The sequence below is a fragment of the Bradyrhizobium sacchari genome (assembly GCF_002068095.1).
In the GTDB taxonomy this organism is placed as follows: domain Bacteria; phylum Pseudomonadota; class Alphaproteobacteria; order Rhizobiales; family Xanthobacteraceae; genus Bradyrhizobium; species Bradyrhizobium sacchari.
Genome location: NZ_LWIG01000001.1, coordinates 886218 through 908135, shown reverse-complemented (window position 1 = coordinate 908135; position 21918 = coordinate 886218). Strand labels below are relative to the sequence as shown.

The following is a 21918-nucleotide window of genomic DNA, read 5'->3' as shown; positions in this document are numbered from 1 at the left end:
GGTCTGTTCCGGCGATTGGGGTAAAGGCCGAAAGGGGCCTGTCGGCTTGTTTCAGATTTGCGACAGCCCGCCCCGCGCACCTTGATCCTCCGCATGGCCGGCGGCTCTCCGAAGGTCCAGCTTGTGCTCCTTGTCGGGTCCGGTTAGCCCGACGCATAATCATTCAAATGATGATGTCGGCATGGCCTGAGCTTGCCGCATGTGGAGGGAAATATGTCCGAGAAGATCTACGACGTGCCGGCGGAATGGGCGAAACGCGCCTGGGTCGACCAGGCCAAGTACAAGGACATGTACGCGCGCTCGATCTCGGACCCGAACGGCTTCTGGGCCGAACAGGCCAAGCGCATCGACTGGATGAAGGCGCCGACTAAAATCGAGAACGTCTCCTTCGCGCCCGGCAACATCTCGATCAAATGGTTCGAGGACGGCATCCTCAACGTCGCCCACAACTGCATCGATCGGCACCTGCATACGCGCGCCAACCAGACCGCGATCATCTGGGAAGGCGACGATCCCTCACAGTCGAAGCACATCACCTACAAGGAGCTGCACGACGAAGTGTGCCGGATGGCGAACATCCTGCGCACCCGCAACGTCAAGAAGGGCGACCGGGTCACGATCTACCTGCCGATGATCCCCGAGGCAGCCTATGCGATGCTGGCCTGCGCGCGGATCGGCGCGATCCACTCCGTGGTGTTCGCGGGCTTCTCGCCCGACAGCCTCGCCCAGCGCATCAACGACTGCAAATCCAAGGTGATCATCACTGCGGACGAAGGCCTGCGCGGCGGCAAGAAGGTGCCACTGAAGGCCAATGTCGACGCGGCGCTCGCTAAAGCCGACGGCGTCGACTGGGTCGTCGTGGTCAAGCGCACCGGCGGCAAGATCGACATGAACCCGACGCGCGACCTCTGGTACCACGAGGCGGCGGCGATGGTGACGACCGAATGCCCGGTCGAGCACATGCACGCCGAGGACCCGCTGTTCATCCTCTACACCTCGGGCTCGACCGGCCAGCCCAAGGGCGTGCTGCACACCACTGCGGGCTATCTCGTGTTCGCCTCGATGACGCATCAATACGTCTTCGACTATCACGACGGCGACATCTACTGGTGCACCGCCGACGTCGGCTGGGTCACCGGCCACAGCTACATCCTCTACGGGCCGCTCGCCAACGGCGCGACCACGCTGATGTTCGAAGGCGTGCCGAATTACCCTGATAATTCGCGGTTCTGGAACGTCATCGACAAGCACAAGGTCAACATCTTCTACACCGCGCCGACCGCGATCCGCGCGCTGATGCAGAGCGGCGACGAGCCGGTGAAGAAGACTTCGCGCGCGAGCCTGCGCCTGCTCGGCTCGGTCGGCGAGCCCATCAATCCCGAAGCATGGGAGTGGTATCATCGCGTCGTCGGCGATGACCGATGCCCGATCGTGGACACCTGGTGGCAGACCGAAACCGGCGGCATCCTGATCACGCCGCTGCCGGGCGCAACCAAGCTGAAGCCGGGCTCGGCGACGCAGCCGTTCTTCGGCGTGGTCCCTGAAATCGTCGATGCCGACGGCAAGGTGCTGGAGGGTGAGACCACCGGCAATCTGTGCCTGACGCGCTCTTGGCCGGGCCAGATGCGCACGGTCTATGGCGACCACGCTCGCTTCGAGCAGACCTATTTCTCGACCTACAAGGGCAAGTATTTTACGGGTGACGGCTGCCGACGCGATGCCGACGGCTATTACTGGATCACCGGCCGCGTCGACGACGTCATCAACGTCAGCGGTCACCGCATGGGTACCGCGGAAGTCGAGAGCGCGCTGGTCGCGCATGAAAAGGTGTCGGAAGCCGCCGTGGTCGGCTTCCCGCACGACATCAAGGGCCAGGGCATCTACGCCTATGTCACCCTGATGGCCGGCGTGCAGCCGACCGACGATCTTCGCAAGGAGCTCGTGACCTGGGTGCGCAAGGAGATCGGCCCGATCGCCTCGCCCGACCAGATCCAGTTCGCGCCGGGCCTGCCCAAGACCCGCTCCGGCAAGATCATGCGCCGCATCCTGCGCAAGATCGCCGAGGACGAGCCGGGCAGCCTGGGCGACACCTCGACCCTCGCCGATCCCGCCGTGGTCGATGATCTCGTGAAGAACCGGCAGAACAAGAAGTCGGCGTAAAGCCAAGCCGGATGTCCCGGATGCAGCGCAGCGCTCCTTTAGCGGTGCGCTGCAGAGCCGGGGCCCGGCCACGGCAGAACGTGCGGCCTCCTGGGTCCCGGCTCTGCGTCGCAACGCCATAGCGCGTCGAAGACGCGCGTAAACGCGCAGATGGCGCTGCGCCGCGTCCGGGACACGAGACTTGGTCGCGCGCTAATGCCCCTTCCAAAACAATGGCCATTCGCATCCTCACGCTCTTGTCAGAGCGCGTGCCGGCACAGCCGTATCTTTCCCGGCAAGTGTTGTTTTCAGGTCATTTACTTTATTTCGAACATTTCCTTTGTTCCCCCTGCTGGCTGGCCCTTGCCGACGGCGCCTGGAAACCATCCGGTTAACGGGCGCGGTTAATACTGCGTGGGCGAGCGGGCAATTGCCGGGTTTTGCGTAGATTTGGACGACCCGTTCGGGGCAACGGAAGGGAAGCATTGATGTCGATGAGGATTGCGGCGGCGCTGGCCGCCACCATCGGGGCAGGGGTCTTGGTGTCGACGGCAGCCGAGGCACGGCCGGAGCTGGTGGGCACGCATCCGGGCGACTATTCGCCGGGCACCATCGTGGTGAAGACCAACGAGCGCAAACTCTACCTCATTCTCGATTCCGGCCACGCCGTGCGCTACCCGGTCGGCGTCGGCAAGTCCGGCAAGCAGTGGGCCGGCACCACCCGCATCGACGGCAAGTACCGCAACCCGGCCTGGTCGCCGCCCGCAGAGGTGAAGCGCGACAAGCCGCAGCTTCCCGACGTCATTCCCGGCGGCTCGCCGCGGAACCCGATGGGCGTTGCGGCGATGACCCTGGCCGGCGGCGAATATGCCATCCACGGCACCAACGTGCCGGGCTCGGTCGGCGGTTTCGTCTCCTATGGCTGCATCCGCATGCTCAACGACGACATCACCGATCTCTACGGCCGCGTCTCCGTCGGCACGACGGTGGTCGTGACGCGCTGATCGTCGGAACGAGAGAATTGAAAAAGCCGCGTGTTGGACGCGGCTTTTTTTGTCACCAGAAGCGCCAGCTCCGTGCGCACCAGCCGTCGCGATGGCCGCCATTGTAGCTCCGCACGTAACCGCCGGCGAGCAGCGCCGCCGAAACGTTCGCGGTTTGCCGGGTTGCGACATCGGCGAGGACGCGCCCATACTTGTCGGCGCCGAGATTGGTGAGCGTGACGCCGCCCTGGCCGAGCAGCCTGCGCAGCGCGTCGGTCGCAGCTTCAGCCTTGTTCAACTCTTCCTGACAGGACGCCTTCATCTCGGGTGCATCGATGCCGCGCAGGCGAACGCGCGCGACGAGATCGCGGCCACCCTGCTGATGCACCCGCGCGAGGAAGGTGTCGCCATCGATGGTGCGGATGACGTCGACAGGCTGGTGCAGATCGGTCTTGCCGGACTGCTGCAAGATGATCTCGGCGTCCTGCGACCGGCCGTCGACACTATGTGAACCTGGCCAATCCGCTCCGTGCCGGAAGGCGAGCACGATCGCCGCGACGACGCCGACCACGAACATCCACGGCAACAATCCGGAGAAGCGGCGGCCGAACGGCGAGCCGAAGAACCGCGGCCGATAGGCATTGGGGCGATCCTGAAAGCGCATCGGGCCCACGCTAAAGCGTGATCCGGAAAAGTGCGAAGCGGTTTTCCGCAAAGATCATGCGTAAACAACAACCTAAGCGCGATGATGATTCATCCCAATCCCATCGCCTTTTAGGACTGAGTCGGGGAGGCCGACAAGGCATGCCTCGCGGGCCGCAGATGGCGGGCATCGCCTCATAGCCTCGCCGGATCGGGAAACCGTACCTATGCGTGGCGCGCTGTTCCAAGCACTCTCCGTTCGATACCTCCTGTAGTTGTACGGAGTTTGATATTCACGCGCTATTTAGTATTAAGGAGGAGTACTCGGTCTGCGTGTGGGGAGCGGTTGAGCATGGCATCGTTCAAGTTTCGCATCGGTACAAAGCTGGGGCTGACCGCGAGTGCGGGGGTTCTTCTGGTCGGCGGCATGCTCGCCAACCAGCTCATTCGCAACGAACAGATCGCCGAACTGAGCCGGCTGGTGGTCATCAACACCGCGAACAAGGCCAACGCCCAGGGCGCCGAACTCGCGGTGACCCGGGCACGCCTCGCCATAGCGGAAATCGGATCTGCGTCCTCCGCCGACGGCCTCGCCAAACATCTCGAAACATTGCGCGGCTCCATCGCCAGTGCCACGACCGAAATCGACGCCGCACTGGAGCGGTCCAGGCGTGCCGAAGCCAAAGAGCTCTGTCGCGAGGTGAAGATCCTGCTCGGCACCTCTCTGAAGGCCGGCAACGATCTCGCCGAGGCCCGCGCCACCGCCGTCGCCGAATTCGCCACGGCAAGCCAGATCGAGGAGGCCTGGAACAAGGCGCTCGAGAAACTGCTGGCCTCGCCCGCCATGGCCGCATCGCAGAACCGGCTCAACATCGAGGTCGAGCTGCGCGAAGCCGACGCCTTGTTCAAGGCGGTCAGCGCGGCCAATTGGCATTTCACGGCGACCAGCGACGGGGAGCAGAAGAATCGCCTCGCCGGACGTGCCGACGCCATGATCCGCGTGCTCAAGAACGCGCGTCAATCCGCCGCCGACAAAGAGATCGCGGACGGAATCGACGCACTGGCGACGCTGGCGGGACGTTACAAGGCGGCGACTGCCGCAGCGGCGAGGGCCGAGGAAACCAAGACGCGCGTGTTCGAAGAGCGGATCGTTCCGGCCGCCAAGGAAATCACGACGCGCGTCGACAAGCTGGTTGCCGCCAACAACGAGTTCGTGACCCTGCGCCAGAGCCAGCTCGTGAATGCGCTAGAGCAGGCGACCCAGGTCAGCCTTGCCGTCGGTATCCTCGTGATTCTGGTCCTGGCTGGCTCGGCGCTGTTTTCGGTGCTGAGCATCGCCCGGCCGATCCGCCGCATCGGCGACGTGCTGCTGCAACTCGCCGGGGGCAACAAGGCCGTCGAGATTCCCTACACCACCCGCGGTGACGAAGTCGGCGACAATGCCCGTGCGGCCCGTACCTTCAGGGACAATCTGATCCGCCTTGGGCAGATGGAAGCCGAGCAGAAGGATCAGGAGGCGGCTGCCGCCGCCCGGCGCAAGCAGGAGATGGTCAGGCTCGCTGGAGCGTTCGAAGCGGCCGTGGGCGGCATCATCAACTCGGTTTCGGCCGCCTCCCAGCAGCTCGAAGCCGCCGCCGGCACGCTGTCCGGCACCGCCGAGGAGACCGAGCAGCTCTCCGGCATGGTGGCCGCCGCCTCCGAGGAAGCATCTGCCAACGTCGGCGCCGTGGCGTCTGCCGCCGAGGAGATGAGCGCGTCGGTGGTCGAAATCGGCCGCCAGGTCCACGATTCGAGCCGTATCGCCGGCGAAGCCGTGATGCAGGCGAAGCGGACCGACGCCCGCATCAACGAACTGCTCAAGGCCGCGGGCCGCATCGGCGACGTCGTCAAGCTGATCACCGCGATTGCAGAACAGACCAATCTGCTGGCGCTGAACGCCACGATCGAAGCGGCCCGCGCCGGCGAATCCGGCCGCGGCTTCGCCGTGGTGGCGAGCGAGGTCAAGGCACTCGCGGCCCAGACCGCGCGGGCGACCGAGGAGATCGGCGCGCAGATCGCCGGCATGCAGACGGCCACGGAAGATTCCGTCGGCGCGATCAAGGAGATCGGCTCGACGATCTCCAGGATTTCGGACATCTCGACGACCATTGCGGCCACCATCGAGGAGCAGGGCGCCGCGACCGCCGAGATCGCACGCAACGTCAGTGAAGCCGCCAAGGGAACGGTCGAAGTCGCAGACAAGATCGCCCAAGTCAGCCATGGCGCCAGCGCCACCGGCTCGGCTTCGACACAGGTTCTGGCATCCGCGCGCTCGCTCTCGACCGAGAGCGGCCGCCTCAAGGACGAGGTCGCAAAATTCCTCGACACGGTGCGGGCCGCCTGACGCCCCGCGCCTCCTGCGGCCGACCCGAGGCCGGCCGCACCCCAACTTTCTGACGCGTCGATCAACCAACGGCTTTGGGAGGCCCCCACGCCGAGCGCCTGCTCGCGCCTGGGTCAAAACAGGGGAGTGAGCGATGATCATCAGCATTGTCGGCGGTGGCGCGACAGGCATCACGGTGTTGCGTCATCTGGCCGAGCTCATCGCGGCTAAGCGCCACCAGGTCACAATCAGCGGAATTCAGCTCTTCGACAAATCCGGCTTCGACGGCGGAATTGCTTATCGCACGCAGAGCGACCGCCATCTGCTCAATATGAAGCCCTCGACGATGTCGACCCGCCCGGGCGACGCGGAGGAGTTCCTGCGCTGGCTGCGGGCCCGCGGCCTCTCCTGCCACGGCGACAAGCATCTGCCGCGGATGGTCTATCGGGACTATCTCGACTCGGCGCGGATGGCCGCGATGGCGCAATGCCGCAGCGCCGGTGTGCCCGTTCATGTCGAACAGGCGGAGGTGGTGCGGGCGCGGTTCTCGCCGGACCGCGATGTGCTGCTGACGACCGACCGCAACATCACGCATATCTCGTCCGTGCTGATCCTCTGCACCGGTCACAAAGCGCCCGACGATCATTACGGTCTGGCCGGCCACCCGGACTACATTCGCGATCCCTACGCCCAATTCACCTTCGAAGATCGCGACAGTATCGAGGTTGGCATCCTCGGAAGCGGGCTCAGCGCGGTCGACACCGCTGCGGCACTGGCCAAGACCCATCAAGCCGTCAGGATGACCTGCTTCTCAAGAAGCGGCCTGTTTCCCACCGTGCAGACGGCGACGATTCCTGCGATCGCGAGCAACTTTCGCGACGCACTGCATCGCTACGTGGCCGACCGCGAGCGAATCGAAGCGGACGCCTTTGCCTCCCGCCTGTCTGAACTGCTGCTGGAGACCACGGGGATTCGCTGCGATCTGTCCTGCCGGAACATCGATGGCGACGCATTGACCGATCTCGAGCACAACATCGCGCGAGCCGAGACCGGTGAGCCCAGCGTCCATTCCTACCTCGTCAGTATCATCGACGTGATGTGCGAGGCCTGGCGGCGGATGAGCGACGCCGAAAAGACGCAGTTCATGGACGTCTACAATTCCGGCTGGCTTCGCAACCGTTCCGCGATGCCGCTGGAGAACGCCATCCGGATCCGCGATCTGATGCGGTCGGACAGGCTCTCGACCCGCGCCAGGCTGCGCGACGTGACCGCCACCGGCAGCCGGTTTTGCGCAATCATGGGCGACGGTGATCGTCACGACATCGATTACGTTATCGACGCGACAGGCCCGTCCTACCGGACGGACACAAGCCCGCTCTATCAGGACATGCAGCGACAGGGGCTCATCGCGTTCGACCCGCTCGGCGGAATCCGCTGCAGTTACGACGATGGCCGTGTCCACGATCGCCACGGCACGCCCTATCCGAACGTCTACGCGGTCGGCGGCCCCACCAAGGGCACGCATTTCTATGCTGCCGCCGTCGATATCAACATGCGCCGCGCGCAGATCGTGGCCGATTCGATCCTCAACGCGAAAGGTCAGCAGATGAACACCATCACGACGTCAGTCGAAGACACCGACCGCCTCGCCGATCTCGTGCGCCGCAACCACGCCGCGCTCGACACGATGGCGCTCGCACCGGACGGCAAGTACCAGACCAGGCCGGCGGCGCTCGACGAATTGATGTGGGAGGTGCGGGATTGCCTCGGCGAAGCGTTCCGGCGCTGGGCTCCCGAAGACTTCCCGACGCTCTACTGCGCGTGGGGCCGCTGCCGTGTCGGCTCGACCGCGCTCACCAATCTGTTCGGGGTCGCCGGAATTCCCTCCTACTTCCAACCGGTGAAGGGCGTTCTGCGGCATCGGCTCGTCGGAGATGCGGGCGAGCCCTGGGCGGTGCCGGCCGCGGCGGAGCAGCCGCATGTGTTCAGCAAGGAGATGGCCGGACCTTATGTGCTGGCCGAGAGCCTGTTCCTGCCGCTGCAGCCGCTGATCGAGGCCGGCTGGCCGGCCGACAAGCTCCACATGATCATGCTCGACCGCGATCCCGCCAGCTCGCTCGCATCATGGCTGGAGAAATGGTCGGACCGCGTCTCCGAGGACCGCCTGATTCAGAACTACGTGATCTCCACGCTGAACGCGCAGCGCGTCGAGAGCTATGCAAGGCGGCACGGCGTTCCGGTCACGCACTATGTCTATGAAGCCAGCAAGGACGCGACCGGATCGGTGCGAAAGCTGTTCGAACGGCTCGGCCTCGCCACCCGCTTCACCGAGACCGCCGTCACCGATTGGAAGGAGCGCGGGCAGATCGAGTCGAAGGGTTCGGGCGTCACATTCCTCAACGAGCCCAAGATCTACACCGTGGTCGGCCTGCACGGATCGGACACCGCCTATCGGTACCGGAGCCGCAAGACGGCGTCGCTGAGCGAGGCGCAGCTCGAGGTCATCGGACGCTACGGCATCGACGACATCTACCGCGCCTCGGTCGACGCCTGCATTCGCGACCTCTCGCTGGACGCCGACACCGCCGCGCGCCTGTTCGGCGATTGCCTGGGTACCGCCGCATGACCGGACAGATCGTCTCGATCATGGAGCCGTCGCCGGCGCGCAACGCGCCCAATGAGGCCCCGGCGGCCCGCAACGCCCCCAGCCATCTGCGGCGCCTGGAAGCGGAGAGCATCCATATCCTGCGCGAAACCGCGGCCGAATTCCGCAAGCCGGTGATGCTTTATTCCATCGGCAAGGACTCCTCGGTGCTGCTGCATCTGGCGATGAAGGCGTTTCATCCCGGCAAGCCGCCGTTCCCGCTGCTCCATGTCGACACGACATGGAAATTCCGCGAGATGATCGCGTTTCGCGATCAGCGCGCACGCGAGCTCGGCCTCGATCTGATCGTCCACACCAACAGGGACGGATTGAGCCAGGGCATCGACCCCTTCACCCACGGCTCGGCCCGCTACACCGACGTCATGAAGACGCAGGCGCTGCGGCAGGCGCTGGACCTCCACAGCTTCGACGCCGCAATCGGAGGGGCGCGGCGCGACGAAGAGAAGTCGCGCGCCAAGGAGCGCGTCTTCTCGCATCGGAGCGCGGCGCATCGCTGGGACCCGAAGAACCAGCGGCCGGAGCTGTGGAGCCTGTACAATACGATGCTCGCACCCGGCGAGAGCATGCGGGTGTTTCCACTCTCGAACTGGACCGAGCTCGACATCTGGGACTACATCCTGCTCGAGGACATCCCGATCGTTCCGCTCTACCTGGCGGCTTGCCGTCCCGTGGTCGAGCGCGACGGCGCGCTGATCATGGTGGACGACGAGCGAATGCCGCTGCGTGCCGGCGAAGAGCCGCGATGGCGCTCCGTCAGGTTTCGCACCCTCGGCTGCTATCCCCTCAGCGGCGCGACGATCTCGACGGCGGCGACCCTGCCGGAGATTGTGTCGGAGATGATGGCCTCGCGCACCTCCGAACGGCAAGGACGCATGATCGACCGGGACAGTCCCGCGTCGATGGAACGCAAGAAGGCGGAAGGATATTTCTGATGTCCTATCACGAGGCCCCCACGATCGCCGCCCCCGACGCGCCGCGGCTGGACCAGGACGACAGACCGACGCTGCGTTTCGTCACCTGCGGCAGCGTCGATGACGGCAAAAGCACGCTGGTGGGCCGCCTGCTCTACGATTCCAAGACATTGCTCGACGACCAGCTCGACGCGCTCGCCTCCGAGAGCAAGACCGCCGGCACCACCGGCGGCGATCTCGATTTCGCGCTCCTCGTCGACGGCCTGCAGGCCGAGCGCGAGCAGGGCATCACCATCGACGTCGCCTACCGGTTCTTCGCCACGAAGCTGCGCCGCTTCATCGTCGCCGACACGCCGGGGCACGCGCAGTACACGCGCAACATGGCGACCGGCGCCTCCAACGCCGATCTCGCCGTGGTGCTGGTCGACGCCCGCAAGGGCGTGATCACGCAGACCCGCCGCCACAGCCACATCCTGTCGCTGCTCGGCATCCGTCATGTCGTGCTCGCCGTGAACAAGATGGATTTGATCGGCTTCGACGGCGACCGCTTCGCGTCCATCACCGCCGAATATCTGACCCTGGCCGGACAGCTCGGCATCTCCCGGGTCCAGTGCATTCCGGTGGTGGCGCCTGACGGCGACAATATCGTCGCCGCGAGCACGCGCATGCCCTGGTACGCAGGGCCGACCGTTACGGCCTATCTGGAATCCGTGGACGTTGCCGGCGATGTCTCGCAGCGGCCGTTCCGGCTGCCGGTGCAATGGGTCAACCGGCCGCATGCGGATTTTCGCGGTTTCTGCGGACGGATCGCGAGCGGAACGATCGCGACCGGAGAGACGGTCACCGTGCAGCCGTCAGGCCTTCGCACCCGCGTTGTGCGTATTCTCACCCCCGCCGGCGAGCGCGATCGGGCCAAGGCGGGCGAATCGGTGACGCTCACGCTGGCCGACGAGATCGACGTCAGCCGCGGCGACGTGCTGGCCGCCGGACCCACGCCGCTGGTCTCGGATCAATTCGCAGCGCATCTCGTCTGGTTCGATGATGAGGCCATGGTCGCGGGCCGGCGCTATGTGCTCAAATGCGGCACGGCCTCGACCGGCGCGGTGATCACGACGCTCAAGCACCGGATCGCCATCGACACCATGGCGCAGGAAAGCGCCACCACGCTCGAGGTCAACCAGATCGGCTACGTCCATCTCAATCTCGACCGCCCGCTGGTGTTCGAAGCCTATCGCGACGACCGCGACATGGGCAGCTTCATCCTCGTCGATCCGATCAGCCATCGCAGCGCTGCGGCGGGAATGATCGGCTCGTCGCTGCGCGGCTCCGCCAACATTCACTGGCAACGCCTCGCTGTCGACAAATCGGTGCGCGCGCAGCTCAAGCAGCAACGGCCCTGCGTGCTCTGGTTCACCGGGCTCAGCGGCGCCGGCAAGTCGACGCTGGCCGATCATGTCGACCGGCGGCTCGCCGAGCTCGGACGCCATGCCGCGCTGCTCGACGGCGACAATCTCCGCCACGGCATCAACCGCGACCTCGGTTTTTCCAGCGCAGAGCGGACGGAGAACGTCCGGCGCGTCGCCGAGATCGCGGCCCTGTTCGTCGAGGCCGGCATGATCGCGCTGGTCGCGCTGATCTCACCGTTCCGCAGCGAGCGCGAGCTGGCGCGCCTGCGGGTCGAGGCCGGCGAGTTCATCGAGATCCATGTCGCGACCCCGCTCGCCGAATGCGAACGTCGCGATCCCAAGGGGCTCTATCGCAAGGCCCGGGCCGGCGAGCTGCCGGCGTTCACCGGCATCGACCAGCCCTACGAGGCGCCGCAGGCGCCGGAGATCACGATCGATACATCTGAACTGTCCAGCGAAGCGGCCTGCGAGCACATCATCCGCTACTTGCGGGAGCACAATTACCTCTAGCCGACTATCGCCACGACATAGCTGTGCTCCCTCTCTTCCGCTTGAGGGAGAGGCTAGGAAAGATCGAGAGCTCAGAAGTCGGAGGCGATGCCTTTGGTTTCCCAATCGCCGTAGCGGGTGGGCTCGGGTCCCTTCGGTCCCTGAAGCTCCTTCGGCCGCGCTTTGGCCTCCGCGGCCGCGGCCTGACGGCGCGCCTCGGCCTCGGCCAGCGCGCGCTGGGCGGCCGGCGACAGCGGCTTGCGATCGGGAATGGGAGGCTGGTCACTCATCGTCGGGCTTTCTAGCCCAGGACGCGCCGTGAGGCGACGTCCAATAACGCATTCCTGAAATCAGGCCCGCAGGGCTGAAAAAACCGGAAGCGATTCTTACATTTGGCATATTCGCGTGCCACAGATTGAGTTCTCTAGGCATGCGCCCATAGCGGCGGAACTGCCGCTCGCTCAGAACCTTGCTCCCGCATGCCATCTCAACGTTTCGCCCCTCCGTCCGAAGTGCCTGGTCTTGCGGCACGGCGGATTGCCGCCGATATCGTCGACGGCGTGCTGCACAAGCACCGCACGCTCGACGACCAGCTCGACGGCGGTGGTGCCCATCCCGGATTGAAGACGCTGGCCGACCGCGACCGCGCGCTGATGCGCCGCCTGGTTGCAACCGTGCTGCGCCGGCTCGGCACGCTCGGCCATGTGCTGTCCCGCCTGCTCGACAAGGGCATTCCTTCCGACGCGCCGCGCGCGCAGAGCGCGCTGCTGATCGGCGCCGCCCAGATTCTCTGGATGGACGTGCCCGATCACGCGGCCGTCGATCTCTCCGTCCGCCTCGTGCAATCCGACCGGCGCGCGGCCCGCTATGCGGGCCTCGTCAACGCCGTGCTGCGCCGCTGCGCGCGCGAGGGCAAGACGCTGGTCGACGAGGTCGCCACGCAATCGCTGGACCTGCCGCCCTGGCTGCTGGCGCGCTGGAGCGCGCATTATGGCGAGAAGGCCGCGCGGGACATGGCGCTGGCGCTCGGCCATGAACCGTCGCTCGACCTCACCGTGAAGTCTGATGCCGCACAATGGGCGAGCCGCCTGCATGGCGAGACGCTGCCGACCGGAACGGTGCGGATGCTGCTGCACGGCTCGGTGACCATGCTGCCCGGCTTCGCCGAAGGACAATGGTGGGTGCAGGACGCCGCTGCCGCATTGCCGGCCCGGCTGTTCGGCGACGTCAAGGGCAAGTCCATTGCCGATCTCTGCGCCGCGCCCGGCGGCAAGACCGCGCAACTGGCCCACGCCGGCGCGCAGGTCACGGCGATCGACCGCTCGCCCGCCCGTGTGGCCCGGCTGCGCGAGAATCTGGCACGGCTGTCGCTCCAGGCCGAGACCGTCGTCGCCGACGCCGTGGAGTGGGCCGGCCCTGCCGAAGGTTTTGACGGCATCCTGATCGACGCGCCCTGCACCTCGACCGGCACGATCCGCCGTCATCCCGATGTCGCCTGGCTCCGTCAGGACTCCGACATCGCCGCGCTGGCCGCGCTCCAGCAGCGGCTGCTGAAGAAATCCGTCTCGCTGCTCAGGCCGGGCGGCACGCTGGTCTACTGCACCTGTTCGCTGGAACCCGAGGAGGGCGAGCAGGCCATCGCAACGCTGCTGGCCGCGGAGCCCGCACTTCGCCGCGTCCCGATCGAGCCGCCGGAGGTCGCGGGCCTTGCTGAAATCATCACCGCCGATGGCGACCTGCGCACCCTGCCCAGCCATCTGCCGAACGCCGATCCCAAGCTCGGCGGGCTCGACGGATTCTTCGCAAGCCGGCTCGTTAAATCCTGATTTTGCACTGGTTTTTGCAATCCCGACGCTGATTCGCGCCGTTCAGGGTGGTGTCAGGAAGCCGATTTTGGGATTAATAAGGATTCGTCGGAATCCTCTCTCCCCCTTCAAGGCAAGGCGTGTCGGTCGCTCAACGCAGACGTATCTCGACGCTGGTCATGAACCGCTTCGCGCGGAACATGCTCGCACGCGCGAGCGGCGGTTCGGTTGCGCTGTCTCGGGTCTGGCCCGGCCGCACCGACCGGCTGATCATCGCGCCGCATGATCTGCGCACGGCCGATGCGACCCGCGCCGCTGAGATCTATGCCGGCCGCTTCGTCTTCGCCGGCAAGATCGTCAATTGCCACGGCCGCTCGATCTTCGATCTCGAGCCGCCGTCGGAGGATTGGGAGGTCGCGCTGCTCGGCTTCGGCTGGCTGCGCCATTTGCGCGCCGCCGACACCGCGCTGACACGGGCCAATGCGCGCGCGCTGGTCGAAGACTGGATCGCCAACCCCGCCAACAAGCGCCGCCCCGTCGCGCGGCGCGCCGACGTGCTGGCGCGGCGCGTGATCTCGCTGCTGTCGCAGGCACCCCTGGTGCTCAACGACACCGACAACAAGTTCTATCGCCGTTACCTCCGCGCGCTCGCGCGCGAGATCCGCTTCCTGCGCTACACCATGGTGAACATCCCCGACGGGGTGCCGAAGCTGCAGGTGCTGATCGCGCTGTGCTACACGACACTCTGCCTCGCCAACCAGGCGCGGCATATCCGCAGTGCGTCGAAAAAGCTGTCGGACGAATTGCAGCGGCAGATCCTGCCCGACGGCGGCCACATCTCCCGCAACCCCGGCGCGCTGATCGAATTGCTGATCGACCTGTTGCCGCTGCGCCAGACCTTCGCCGCGCGCAACATCGCGCCGCCGCCGGCACTGCTCAACGCGATCGACCGCATGATGCCGATGCTGCGTTTCTTCCGCCACGGCGACGGCAATTTTGCGCTGTTCAACGGCATGAGCGCGACGCCGTCCGACCTGCTCGCGACGCTGCTCGCCTATGACGACACCCACGGCGCGCCGATGGCGAACATGCCGCATACCGGCTTCCAGCGCCTCGATGCCGGCCAGACCACGCTGATCATCGATACCGGCCCGCCGCCGCCGGCCGGCGTCAGCCACGACGCCCATGCCGGCTGCCTGTCGTTCGAACTGTCTTCCGGCATCAGCCGGATCGTCACCAATTGCGGCATGCCGACCACGGGCCGCGACAATTGGCGGCCGTTCGCGCGCAGCACCGCGGCGCATTCGACGCTGACCTATCACGAGGCCTCGTCATGCCAGTTCGTCGAGATGTCGGCGATGAAGCGGCTGTTGCACGGCTCGCCCGTCACCAGCGGCCCGGTCGAGGTCGAAAGCTATCGCGAGGTCGTGCAGAACGGCACGCTGCTCACGACCTCGCATGACGGCTATCTCAGTAAATTCGGCGCGATCCATCGCCGCGTGCTGATGATTGCCAATGACGGCGCGCGCATCGACGGCGAGGACACGCTGTCGCCGCCGCAGGGCGGACGCTTCAAGGGCGCGGATGCCGATTTCGCGCTGCGCTTCCATCTGCATCCGGCCGTGAAGGCGAGCCGGCTGTCGGATGCCCGCGGCGTGATGCTGGTATTGCCGAACCGCGACGTCTGGACCTTTGAAGCCCTGGACGACAAGGTCGACCTAGAGGACAGCGTGTTCCTGGCCGGCAATGACGGCCCGCGCCGCACCGCCCAGATCGTGATCCGGCAGGACGCGCGGCAGGCGCCCTCGATCCGCTGGAGCTTCATCCGCTCCACGGCGTCGCCTGCGGTCACCAATGCCCGCCGCAACGCCCGGCGCGAGCCGGAACTTCCGCTATAGACGCGCTCGCTTCGGCCCCATCTCGTCGTTGTGAAAACGGCTGAAAGCTGCTATCGAGCCCTCGCTCGCGCGACTGGCGACCTTGGATGGAGCACCATCGGGAAGCGCGGGACATAGACGCCGCGCGCCTGGGCATAGACACTCCCGTAGCAGAGGATCTTGCTCATGACTGACCATCCCCGCCGCGTGACCCGCGCCCTTCTCTCCGTCTCCGACAAGACCGGCCTGATCGAGTTCGCCAAGGCGCTTGCCGCCCATGATGTCGAGCTGGTCTCGACCGGCGGCACTGCCAAGGCGATCGCCGCCGCCGGCCTCAAGGTGAAGGACGTCTCCGACCTCACCGGCTTCCCCGAGATGATGGACGGACGCGTCAAGACGCTGCATCCGAAGGTGCATGGCGGCCTGCTCGCGATCCGCGACAACAAGGAACACGCCGAGGCGATGAAGGCGCACGGCATCGCGCCGATCGACCTGCTCGTCGTCAATCTCTATCCGTTCGAGGCGACCGTCGACAAAGGCGCGGGCTTCGAGGATTGCATCGAGAACATCGACATCGGCGGCCCCGCGATGATCCGCGCCGCCGCCAAGAACCATGACGACGTCGCCGTGGTGGTCGAGGCCGAGGACTACAAGGCCGTGCTCGACGAGCTCGCCGCCAACAAGGGCGCGACCACGCTGAAGCTGCGCCGGCGCCTGGCCGCAAAGGCCTATGCGCGTACCGCGGCCTATGACGCCGCGATCTCGAACTGGTTCAACCGGCAGCTCGAGATCGACGCGCCCGACTTCCGCGCCTTCGGCGGCAGACTGATCCAATCCCTGCGCTATGGCGAGAACCCGCACCAGACCGCGGCGTTCTATGCCACGCCGGACAAGCGCCCCGGCGTCTCGACCGCGCGACAGCTCCAGGGCAAGGAGCTCTCCTACAACAACATCAACGACACCGATGCGGCCTATGAATGCATCGGCGAGTTCGACGCCAAGCGCACCGCCGCCTGTGTCATCGTCAAGCACGCCAACCCTTGCGGCGTCGCCGAAGGCGCGAACCTCGTCGACGCCTACCGCAAGGCGCTGGCCTGCGATTCCACCTCGGCCTTCGGCGGCATCATCGCGATGAACCGCGCGCTCGACGCCGACACCGCGCGCGAGATCACCAAGATCTTCACCGAGGTGATCATCGCACCCGACGCCAGCGAGGAGGCGATAGCCATCATCGGCGGAAGGAAAAACCTGCGCCTGCTGCTCGCCGGCAGCCTTCCCGATCCTCGTGCGCCGGGCCTCACCGCCAAGACGGTGGCCGGCGGCCTGCTCGTGCAGAGCCGCGACAACGCCGTGGTCGATGACATGACCTTCAAAGTCGTCACCAAGCGCGCACCGACGGACGCGGAGATGCGCGACCTCAAGTTCGCGTTCCGGGTCGCAAAACACGTCAAGTCCAACACGATCATCTACGCCAAGGATCTTGCCACCGTCGGCATCGGCGCTGGCCAGATGAGCCGGGTGGATTCAGCGCGGATCGCGGCGCGCAAGGCGCAGGATGCGGCCAATGAGCTGAAGCTCGCCGAGCCGCTCACCAAGGGCTCGGTCGTGGCATCCGATGCGTTCTTCCCGTTCGCCGACGGCATGCTCGCCTGCATCGAAGCCGGCGCCACCGCCGTGGTGCAGCCCGGCGGCTCCATGCGCGACGACGAGGTGATCAAGGCCGCCGACGAGCACGGCATCGCCATGGTGTTCACGGGGACGCGGCACTTCAGGCATTAAGCCGACGGCAGAGCTGGCCGCAAGAGCCACGACGATCCTGTCGACCTCGTCATTGCGAGCGCAGCGAAGCAATCCGGAATCTTTCCGCCGAGGAAGTCTGGATTGCTTCGTCGCTTCGCTCCTCGCAACGACGGGGTGAGATCGCGTCGTGCGCCTAATCCCGTACCCGCATCAATAGCCCCAGCCCCGCGACGAAGAACACCACCAGCACGGCCATGCCGGCCTTCTGGCTCGCGGTCGCGGCCGTGATCATGCCGATCAGCAGCGGACCGATGAAGGACGTCACCTTCCCGGTCAGCGCGAACAGGCCGAAATACTGCGCGATGCGGTCCTTTGGCGCGAGGCGGATCAGCAGCGTGCGTGAGGCGGCCTGCAGCGGGCCACCGGCGGCACCGATGAGACAACCCAACACCAGGTAGGCGCGTTCGGCCGCGCTCGAGAACAAGGGTGCGCCGGCTTGCGGGGGCGCCACGGCGACGAACAACACGCTGTCCTTGTCGACCAGGAGGATCGCCGCCACCGACAGCAGCAGGACCAGCAGGCTGCCGGCGATGACGCGCTTCGGCCCGATGCGATCATCGAGCTTGCCGCCGAGCCATGCGCCGAACGTACCGGCAACGGCGAGCATGATGCCGAAGCTGCCGATCTGGATGGTGTGCCAGCCGAACGTGCCGGCGGCATAGATGCCGCCGAACGCGAACAGCGACACCAGGCCGTCGGTGTAGATCATGTTGGCGAGCAGGAACGCCGCGAGCGACTTCTGCTGTGGCAAGCTTCTGATCGACTGCTTCAACTCGGCAAGGCCTTCGCGCAAGGCCTCGCGCACCGGGAGCTTCGCCGGGTAGTCCGGCGTAAACAGGAATAGCGGCGTCACGAAAACGATGAACCAAAGCCCGGTCAGCGGCCCGGCGGCGCGATCGCCCTGGTGTGTGGCGGGATCGAGCCCGAACAGCGGCGCAAATCCGAGCAGCGTGCGCCCGGTCTCGGGATTGGCGGCGAGGAAGCCGAGCACGAGGATCAGGCTGACGATGCCGCCGATGTAACCTGTGGCCCAGCCGGTGCCGGAGAGCCGGCCGATCCGCTCCGGCGGCACCAGGGTCGGCATCATCGCGTTGTTGAAGACGGTGGCGAATTCGGCGCCGACACTGGCGAGCGCGACCGCCGTGAGCAGCGGCGGAATGACCGTGGGATCGCCGGGCTTGCCGATCCACAGCGCGCAGGACGCCAGCACCAGCAAGGTGCCGAACCCTGCGATCCAGGGCTTCCTGCGCCCGGACGCATCCGCGATGGCCCCGAGCACCGGCGACAGCAGCGCGATGGCGAGACCCGCCGCCGCCATCGCAAAGCCCCACAGTGATTGGCCCGTGGCAGGATTCGGCGCAACGCTGGTGGCGAAATAGGGCGCGAACACGAAGGTCGTGATCAACGTGAAATAAGGCTGCGCGGCCCAATCGAAGAAGATCCAGCTGACGACAGCCGCGCGCGGCGGATAGGTCCGTTGCACGCCGGCCATGCGCACATCGGGGGCGATCGTCGTCATTCCGAAGTCCTCATCACGAACAGTTTTGTCCCACTTGGCGCAGACGGTATAGCATTAAGGAGAGGCGTGTGAACCGGCCCGAGGCCGCGGCGGAAATTTGATAATGTCGTCATATTGGACCCGGCGGACATTTTTCGCCGTCATCGCCACTCTGGCATTTGGACTTGCGCCCGCGACCGCGCAGGATGCCCGGCGGGCCTATGTTCCGCCGCCGCTCGACTTGGTGCATTCCGTTGCCGCCGAGCACGGCATGGTGGTGGCGCAGGAGAAGATCTCCGCGCAGGTCGGCGCCGATATCCTGCGACGCGGCGGCAATGCGGTCGATGCCGCGGTCGCAACCGGCTTTGCGATGGCCGTGACCTATCCGCGCGCCGGCAATATTGGCGGCGGCGGCTTCATGGTGATCCATTCCGCCGAGCGCAACGAGGACATCGCGATCGACTATCGCGAGACCGCGCCGGCAGCGACCACGCCGCAGATCTTCCTCAGTCCCGACGGCAAGCCCGATCCGGCGAAGTCGCGCGATTCCGCGCTCGGGGTCGGCGTGCCCGGCACCGTTGCGGGCCTTGCCTTGGCGCTGGAGAAGTACGGCTCGGGCCGCTTCACGCTGGCGCAGCTGCTCGAGCCGGCGATCGCGCTGGCCAGCGACGGCTTTTTACTTGGCGACGACATGGCCGACACATTGCCCGGCTGGCACCGGCGACTCGCACGCTGGCCTTCTTCGGCCAAAATCTTCTCGCGCCCCGATGGCACACCGCTCGGTGAAGGCGATCGGCTGGTGCAGAGCGATCTCGCCGAAACGCTGTCGGCTGTTGCTGCGCAAGGTGCGCGCGGCTTCTATGAGGGGCCGGTCGCGGAGAAGCTCGCCAAGGCCGTCGCCGATGCCGGCGGCATCATGACGCCCGCGGACCTGAAATCCTACGAGGCGGTGATCCGCGCGCCGGTGCGCGGCACCTATCGCGGCTATGACATCGTCTCGATGCCGCTGCCATCCTCTGGCGGCGTCGTCCTGGTCGAGACCCTCAATATCCTCGAAGGCTTTCAGCTCCGCGACCTGAAGCAGGGATCGCCGGCCTCACTGCATCTCCTCATCGAGGCCATGAAGCGCGCCTATGCGGATCGCGCGCGCTATCTCGGCGATCCCGCCTTCGTCAACGCGCCGATCGAGACGCTTACGTCAAAGGACTATGCCGCCAAGCTGCGCGCAGGCATCTCCACCGATCGCGCCACGCCGTCGAGACAGATCGTGTCCGCCCCTCCCGCGCCGCGCGAGGGCACCAACACCACGCATTTCTCCGTCGTCGACAGCAGCGGCAACGCTGTCAGCAATACCTATACGCTGAACTTCAGCTACGGCGTCGGCCTCGTCGCCGACGGCACCGGCGTGCTGCTCAACAACGAGCTCGACGACTTCACCGCTGCGGTCGGCGCCTCCAACGCCTACGGCCTGGTCGGCTATGAGGCCAATCTACCGGGGCCCGGCAAGCGGCCGCTGTCCTCGATGTCGCCGACCATCGTGCTCAGGAACGGCAAGCCCGTGCTGGTCACGGGGTCGCCCGGCGGCAGCCGGATCATCTCCACGGTGCTCCAGGTGGTCGTCAACGTGCTCGACTACAGGATGGACGTCGCGACCGCCGTGGCGGCGCCACGGCTGCATCATCAATGGCTGCCGGACGAGGTGCGCGTCGAGCGCGGCTTTCCCGAGCAGGTCCTGTCCGAGCTGAAGGCCATGGACCATGTCATCGTCGAGCCGATGGGGCAGACGTCGGCCAATTCGATTCTCGTGACGCCGAATGGTCCCCTCGGCGCGCCCGATCCGCGCACGCGCGGCGCGGAGGCCGCGGGACAATAAGCGCGTCACTGCATGGCAAGGGCGCGCGCACCGGCTTGCGCCGGCCGGCGCGCGTGCTACCACCGCGGCGACAACAAACTGCCGGGGAACGCACATGACCACCACCGATCCGAACCAGCGCATCGAACGCGCCGAGATCGAGGACACCAGCCTTCTCGCCTTCTACCGCGACATGAACACGTCGGAGCGGCGGACGTTCTGGGCCTGCGCCGCAGGCTGGGCGCTCGACGGCATGGATTTCATGATCTACCCGCTGGTGATCGGCACCATCATCGCGCTGTGGAAAGTCGATGCGGCCTCGGCCGGCCTCGCCGGCACCGTGACGCTGCTGGCCTCCGCAATCGGCGGCTGGCTCGGTGGCTATCTCTCCGATCATATCGGCCGGGTCAGGACGCTGCAGATCACCATCATCTGGTTCTCGTTCTTCTCACTGGTCTGCGCCGTGGTGCAGAATTTCGACCAGCTGCTGATCGCGCGCGCCGTGCTCGGGCTCGGCTTCGGCGGCGAATGGGCGGCGGGCGCCGTGCTGATGGGCGAGGCGATCCGGCCGCAATATCGCGGGCGCGCGGTCGGCTCGGTGCAGTCGGGCTGGGCAGTCGGCTGGGGCCTCGCCGTACTGTCGCAGGCGATCCTGTTTTCGCTGATGCCGGCGGAAACCGCATGGCGCTGGATGTTCGTGATTGGCGCACTGCCGGCGCTGCTGGTGTTCTATATCCGCCGCTCCGTCACCGAGCCGGAGATCGCGGCCGAGGCGCGCGCGAAGCAGGCTGCAAGCGGCGATCGCCCCGCGCTCTGGGAAATCTTCTCCGGCCCGATCCTGAAGACCACGGTGCTTGCGTCGCTGATGGCGACGGGCTGCCAGGGCGGCTACTACGCCATCACTTTCTGGGTGCCGCAATTCCTGACCAAGGAACGGCATCTGTCGATCGTCGGCTCGACCGGCTATCTCTCGACGCTGATCATCGGCTCCTTCATCGGCTATCTAACCGGCGCCTGGCTCGCCGACCGGATCGGACGGCGCAATCTGTTCCTGATCTTCTCGATCGGCGCCATGGCCGTGGTGCTGCTCTACACGCAGCTGCCGCTGACGAATGAGATCCTGTGGCTGCTCGGTTTCCCGCTCGGCTTCTTCGCTTCGGGCTATTTCTCCGGAATTGGCGCGTTCCTCACAGAACTCTATCCGACACGGCTGCGCGGCTCGGGCCAGGGCTTCTGCTACAATTTCGGCCGCGGCATCGGCGCGCTGTTTCCGTTCCTCGTCGGTGCCCTGTCGGCATCGACGTCGCTCGCGAACGCGATCGCGATCTTCGCGGTCGTGGCCTATGCGGTGTTCTTCATCGCCGCCTTTGCGCTGCCGGAGACGCGCGGACGCGTATTGCACGCGGATTGACTACTCGGCGTCATCCCGGGGCGGCTAGCCGAACCCGGGATCTCGATATCGTGGCGCGCGATTCCGGGTCTGGTCCTT

General features: G+C 66.1%; 14 protein-coding genes and 1 riboswitch. Of the genes, 11 read left to right on the top strand and 3 right to left on the bottom strand.

The annotated features are described in order from the left end of the window. Positions 1-213 precede the first annotated feature (213 nt). Entirely contained in the window at positions 214-2160 is a 1947-nt protein-coding gene (gene acs, locus A5906_RS04170; protein WP_080133926.1) for an acetate--CoA ligase, read from the top strand. A gap of 467 nt (positions 2161-2627) precedes the next feature. After that, a complete protein-coding gene (locus tag A5906_RS04165; protein WP_080134070.1) occupies positions 2628-3143 on the top strand; it encodes a L,D-transpeptidase in 516 nt (171 codons plus the stop codon). A 52-nt stretch (positions 3144-3195) separates the two neighbouring features. Here A5906_RS04165 and A5906_RS04160 read toward each other — a convergent pair whose 3' ends face one another. Beyond that, positions 3196-3786 (bottom strand): thermonuclease family protein, encoded by a 591-nt coding sequence (locus tag A5906_RS04160; RefSeq protein WP_080133925.1) that lies wholly within the window; start codon positions 3784-3786, stop codon positions 3196-3198. A gap of 330 nt (positions 3787-4116) precedes the next feature. Between A5906_RS04160 and A5906_RS04155 the strand changes: the two genes are divergently transcribed. The 4 genes from A5906_RS04155 (at position 4117) to cysN (ending at position 11618) form a co-directional block, all read left to right on the top strand. Further along, on the top strand, positions 4117-6147 hold the full coding sequence (locus A5906_RS04155) for a methyl-accepting chemotaxis protein (RefSeq protein WP_080133924.1): 2031 nt from the start codon (positions 4117-4119) through the stop codon (positions 6145-6147). Between the two features lie 133 nt (positions 6148-6280). Further along, positions 6281-8752: an FAD/NAD(P)-binding protein gene (locus A5906_RS46100; RefSeq protein ID WP_080133923.1), complete on the top strand. Its 2472-nt coding sequence runs from the start codon at positions 6281-6283 to the stop codon at positions 8750-8752. A 20-nt stretch (positions 8753-8772) separates the two neighbouring features. Then, positions 8773-9723 (top strand): sulfate adenylyltransferase subunit CysD, encoded by a 951-nt coding sequence (cysD, locus tag A5906_RS04145; protein WP_136614959.1) that lies wholly within the window; start codon positions 8773-8775, stop codon positions 9721-9723. After that, positions 9723-11618, top strand: coding sequence for a sulfate adenylyltransferase subunit CysN (gene cysN, locus A5906_RS04140; RefSeq protein ID WP_080133921.1), 1896 nt, complete (start codon positions 9723-9725; stop codon positions 11616-11618). The genes cysD and cysN overlap by 1 nt, the downstream gene beginning before the upstream one ends. Before the next feature lie 71 nt (positions 11619-11689). Here cysN and A5906_RS04135 read toward each other — a convergent pair whose 3' ends face one another. Beyond that, positions 11690-11887, bottom strand: coding sequence for a DUF1674 domain-containing protein (locus A5906_RS04135; RefSeq protein WP_080133920.1), 198 nt, complete (start codon positions 11885-11887; stop codon positions 11690-11692). Between the two features lie 189 nt (positions 11888-12076). On the opposite strand from A5906_RS04135, the gene A5906_RS04130 reads away from it, so the two are divergent. The 3 genes from A5906_RS04130 to purH all read left to right on the top strand — a co-directional run bounded on the left by A5906_RS04130 (position 12077) and on the right by purH (position 17058). Next, positions 12077-13423, top strand: coding sequence for an RsmB/NOP family class I SAM-dependent RNA methyltransferase (locus tag A5906_RS04130; RefSeq protein WP_080133919.1), 1347 nt, complete (start codon positions 12077-12079; stop codon positions 13421-13423). 158 nt (positions 13424-13581) lie between these two features. After that, on the top strand, positions 13582-15300 hold the full coding sequence (locus A5906_RS04125) for a heparinase II/III family protein (RefSeq protein WP_080133918.1): 1719 nt from the start codon (positions 13582-13584) through the stop codon (positions 15298-15300). A 59-nt stretch (positions 15301-15359) separates the two neighbouring features. Beyond that, a riboswitch (ZMP/ZTP riboswitch) is annotated at positions 15360-15441 on the top strand. 24 nt (positions 15442-15465) lie between these two features. Continuing rightward, positions 15466-17058, top strand: a complete 1593-nt coding sequence (gene purH, locus A5906_RS04120) for a bifunctional phosphoribosylaminoimidazolecarboxamide formyltransferase/IMP cyclohydrolase (protein ID WP_080133917.1) — start codon at positions 15466-15468, stop codon at positions 17056-17058. Positions 17059-17212: 154 nt separating this feature from the next. On the opposite strand, the gene A5906_RS04115 is transcribed toward purH, so the two are convergent. Then, positions 17213-18598 (bottom strand): MFS transporter, encoded by a 1386-nt coding sequence (locus tag A5906_RS04115; protein ID WP_080133916.1) that lies wholly within the window; start codon positions 18596-18598, stop codon positions 17213-17215. A 103-nt stretch (positions 18599-18701) separates the two neighbouring features. Between A5906_RS04115 and ggt the strand changes: the two genes are divergently transcribed. Both ggt and A5906_RS04105 read left to right on the top strand, forming a co-directional pair. After that, entirely contained in the window at positions 18702-20450 is a 1749-nt protein-coding gene (gene ggt, locus A5906_RS04110; protein WP_186465147.1) for a gamma-glutamyltransferase, read from the top strand. 94 nt (positions 20451-20544) lie between these two features. Further along, on the top strand, positions 20545-21840 hold the full coding sequence (locus A5906_RS04105; RefSeq protein ID WP_080133915.1) for an MFS transporter: 1296 nt from the start codon (positions 20545-20547) through the stop codon (positions 21838-21840). Positions 21841-21918: the final 78 nt, after the last annotated feature.

Excerpts from the sequence above, each read along its gene's own strand:
- A5906_RS04135 (WP_080133920.1), bottom strand. The coding sequence starts at position 11,887 with ATGAGTGACCAGCCTCCCATTCCCGATCGCAAGCCGCTGTCGCCGGCC.
- ggt (WP_186465147.1), top strand. The coding sequence starts at position 18,702 with ATGTCGTCATATTGGACCCGGCGGACATTTTTCGCCGTCATCGCCACT.
- A5906_RS46100 (WP_080133923.1), top strand. The coding sequence starts at position 6,281 with ATGATCATCAGCATTGTCGGCGGTGGCGCGACAGGCATCACGGTGTTG.
- purH (WP_080133917.1), top strand. The coding sequence starts at position 15,466 with ATGACTGACCATCCCCGCCGCGTGACCCGCGCCCTTCTCTCCGTCTCC.
- A5906_RS04115 (WP_080133916.1), bottom strand. The coding sequence starts at position 18,598 with ATGACGACGATCGCCCCCGATGTGCGCATGGCCGGCGTGCAACGGACC.
- A5906_RS04130 (WP_080133919.1), top strand. The coding sequence starts at position 12,077 with ATGCCATCTCAACGTTTCGCCCCTCCGTCCGAAGTGCCTGGTCTTGCG.
- cysN (WP_080133921.1), top strand. The coding sequence starts at position 9,723 with ATGTCCTATCACGAGGCCCCCACGATCGCCGCCCCCGACGCGCCGCGG.
- acs (WP_080133926.1), top strand. The coding sequence starts at position 214 with ATGTCCGAGAAGATCTACGACGTGCCGGCGGAATGGGCGAAACGCGCC.
- A5906_RS04165 (WP_080134070.1), top strand. The coding sequence starts at position 2,628 with ATGTCGATGAGGATTGCGGCGGCGCTGGCCGCCACCATCGGGGCAGGG.
- A5906_RS04160 (WP_080133925.1), bottom strand. The coding sequence starts at position 3,786 with ATGCGCTTTCAGGATCGCCCCAATGCCTATCGGCCGCGGTTCTTCGGC.
- A5906_RS04125 (WP_080133918.1), top strand. The coding sequence starts at position 13,582 with ATGAACCGCTTCGCGCGGAACATGCTCGCACGCGCGAGCGGCGGTTCG.
- A5906_RS04155 (WP_080133924.1), top strand. The coding sequence starts at position 4,117 with ATGGCATCGTTCAAGTTTCGCATCGGTACAAAGCTGGGGCTGACCGCG.
- cysD (WP_136614959.1), top strand. The coding sequence starts at position 8,773 with ATGGAGCCGTCGCCGGCGCGCAACGCGCCCAATGAGGCCCCGGCGGCC.
- A5906_RS04105 (WP_080133915.1), top strand. The coding sequence starts at position 20,545 with ATGACCACCACCGATCCGAACCAGCGCATCGAACGCGCCGAGATCGAG.